3 protein-coding genes are annotated in these 3,320 nt (G+C 48.7%); 2 read left to right on the top strand and 1 reads right to left on the bottom strand.

From position 1 onward, the window contains the following. Positions 1-756: 756 nt before the first annotated feature. Both U9P07_06615 and U9P07_06610 read left to right on the top strand, forming a co-directional pair. Positions 757-1,614 carry a TatD family hydrolase gene (locus tag U9P07_06615; protein ID MEA2109076.1) on the top strand — a complete coding sequence of 286 codons (858 nt, stop codon included), beginning with the start codon at positions 757-759 and terminating at the stop codon, positions 1,612-1,614. Positions 1,615-1,802: 188 nt separating this feature from the next. Next, positions 1,803-1,961: a hypothetical protein gene (locus tag U9P07_06610; protein ID MEA2109075.1), complete on the top strand. Its 159-nt coding sequence runs from the start codon at positions 1,803-1,805 to the stop codon at positions 1,959-1,961. A gap of 51 nt (positions 1,962-2,012) precedes the next feature. Here U9P07_06610 and U9P07_06605 read toward each other — a convergent pair. Beyond that, positions 2,013-3,320, bottom strand: a 1,308-nt coding sequence (locus U9P07_06605) for an AsmA-like C-terminal region-containing protein (protein ID MEA2109074.1), incomplete at its 5' end; no start/stop codon positions are given.

Here is a 3,320-nt window from a genome sequence, read left to right as displayed (position 1 = left end):
TAAATTGTAATATTCGTCCCCAATTCAAGGGCAAATGCCGGCATGCTGATCAACACCAAACCCAAGGCCAAAGCGGCTACCATCATCGCTTTCTTCATAGTTAACCCCCTTATTATTAATACTATGTAATTTTCTTCCACTAAATTCACTGTTATAGTAACTATTGCGAGAATTATGCCATTTTTTTCAAAAAAATTTTAAGCTATAAATTCAAGGGGTTATAAAATTCTAATTTTTTACGGCCTTCAGACAGGTAAAGAGTGGAAGTTTTTTGCCCGATCAGGGTACTTTTCTACCCTTTTTTTCATCTTTTTTTGGTTTTTTTCACTTTCAGCCGACTTTGATTGACAAAAAAGCTCCCGGTTGATAGATATTTTTTTAAAAAATTTCCCAAGGACGATTGCCACCCCAAAAAAACACTATAAACCACTCGTTCGCTAATGCTCACTAGAGAACACAGAGTTCACAGAGGCAGGCCATTTAATGTTTTTCTCTGTGAGCTCAGTGGCCTCTGTGGTGAGAGAAAATATAATACTGAATAGGTACAAAGGTAAATATTCGACTTTGTCTATAGATTGACAAATTTTTATTATTTCTCACAGAGACACGGAGTCACAGAGGGCAAATGACTGGGATTCTCTGTGACTTTGTGCCTCTGTGAGAGTATTTTTATCTTTTCTGAAAACGTAGTCGAATATTTACGTACAAAGATTATTAGCAAGCATAGCCTTTTGCTGACCCCTGAAGACTGAAACCATGCTATCTTTCATTGATACCCACTGCCATCTCACCGACGAGCCGCTCTTTGGCCGGCTGCCGGAAGTCATCGCCAAAGCCCGACAGCAGCGGGTGAGAGAAATTATCGTCCCGGCTTATGATCTGCCTTCAAGTTTTGCCGCCGCCGGGCTGGCGGCTGAAAATAAAAGAATTTATTCCGGGGTCGGCATCCACCCGGAATGGCTAAAAAACGGTTCTTTCCCCGAATCAGGGCTGCGGCAGGCAATAACAACACTCAAACCGGTGGCCATCGGTGAAATCGGCCTCGGCACCGTCGGCTCTTTTGCCGCCGAAGTCCTGGCCAAAAATGGAATCAGAATAGAGGTGATAAGGATGAAAATGAGGCGGATAATTGAAGCAGGTTTGACAGTGCTGGTGATAGTAATACTGTTTGGCTGCGGTGGCCAGAAAACCACTGGTCCAATGGAGCTTGAAAGTCTGTTTCCGGCCGCAATCGGCAGCTGGCAGCGGGTTCAGCTGGTTACCGGCGCTGAAGCGCTGGAAAAAATCAACCAGCTGCACGGCAAAAGTATTACCGTGGAAGCCGGGGCTATCGGCACCTACCAGACCGCGGGGAAACGCCCGGCCATGATCTGGATATCACGGAGCAAAACTGTGAAACTGACCCGGGAACAGGCTGAAATCATGGCGGATAAAATGGTGAGCAATCCCCGCTCACCCTTTCACGATCCGGAAACCGTGAACATCAACAAAATCAAAGTCTATAAGTTTCTCGGGATGGGGCAGGTACACTATATTTTCTGCCGGGAACGGCTGGCATACTGGATTTCCGCCCCACCGGCTAAGGGGGAAGAACTGCTGCTATATTTTTTATAGGCTACCTTGAAAAATGGCCTTTTTGCTCGATTACTGCGTTAGGCTCAAATTACAATCCTCAAAATATTAAATATATTCCTGCGGTTATAATTTTCGCCTGCCTTGTACTCAAACAAAAATTCTAATTTTTCAAGGCAGCCTATAGATCTAGAAAGCCAAGCAGGTAGATTAACAAGAGGTGTCCGGGGATGGTTCACGCTCATTCTCGCCGCACATCGTGTGCGGCTTCCGAGGTCCACAGCCCAAATCACCATCCGGGTGATTTGTCGGCTGCGGAAACCCGCTTCGAACCATCCCCGAACACCTCTGACAGCCAACTATTTCTTCAATATTTTGCTGAAAGCTGAGCACTGACAGCTGAAAGCTTTCATCAGGAGATGATCATTTTCTGATTAACCCTATTGCCAGGTCAGCCGGTCAAGACTGCCCTTGGCTTTCAGTCGGCGACGATAGGGAAAGGGCCGGCCGGGAGTAAAGGGACCGGCCGGATCAGCGTAGGATAAAATCCCCCGCAGAGACAGGTTGCCGGCAAAATCGAGTCCACCATCACCCTGAAAAAAATACCACGGAGAGCTCAGCTTTACCTTCTTCATCCGACAGGTTTTAGTGGAAATTCTAACCGGGATCTGCAGACGGCTGAAAGGCGCCAGAAAATCGGCGGGCTGCAAACCTATCAGCCGGCTGAAACCAAAAAGGGAGCCAGTCAGCCGATGAGCTTTAAAAACACCTTTCTGCACCGTCAAAGTGCCGCTGCCCCTGACGCTCTCAAGCCATGCCGAGGAGGTATCATCAACTGTGGGAGCCACCCCTCCCAGCACCAGGGAACCATCCATTTCTCCGCTCAGCGGCCAGCCAGGCAGAACTTTTTCCAGATTTACCTTTTTGATGACCAGGGAACCATTCCATAAAGGTTCATGGAGCAGATCATCCACCACCAGCGAAATACGCAGGTCGCCACCGGCAGTTTTCCCGGCCAGTTTCTCAACCACCAGCTGATTCATCATCTTCTTACCCGCCAGTTCCACCTCACTGAAGGAAGCAGGACAAAGATCCAGCGTGTCCACCGTACAACGAATCTCGGTCAACCAGTCACTGTCCACGGACCAGGCGAGCAAGCGCTCCAATAATTTCATCGGCGAGCAACTGTTCCCGCCGCTGGCGGAATTTTCACTCCGCGAATTCCCTGTCCCAATGACTGTTCCCATTCCCGGCTGCAGAAATGACAGGTGCTGTGATGACAGGTTCAGCCGGAGTACCGGATTAGCCGCCAGGTTGCCGATAATATTAATTTTACCGCTGCAATCGCCGGCTGGAGCGCCGATAATCCCGAATACCGCCGGCAGCCTGGCAGTCAAATCTTCAAGTTTTGGCACCTTGACATCATTCAACAGATCCAATACCAGGTGATCGCCATATTTGATCAACCCTTTGGAAAAAACAGTGGTTCCACCCGGAAGATTCAGCCGGGCACTTTTCAGATTAACATAGTTATCTTTAACCGCCAGGTAACCGGTCGCCACCAGATCGGCGGACACATTCTGCGCCAGTCGCTGTTTCCCTGCCGCGGCCCCAGGCAGACGCTCGATTATCAGATCGTTCATGTCAGCCTGACAGACAATGGTAAACCCCTTGTCCGGGTGACCATTGATTTCCAGCTCCAGATTGCCTGAACCGTAGGGAATATCCAAAAAATCCGCGGATACCGG

The organism is Pseudomonadota bacterium, from assembly GCA_034660915.1.
Lineage (GTDB): Bacteria > Desulfobacterota > Anaeroferrophillalia > Anaeroferrophillales > Anaeroferrophillaceae > DQWO01.
The sequence above is the reverse complement of the archived record's forward strand: the minus strand, read 5'-3'. Positions and strand labels throughout refer to the sequence as shown.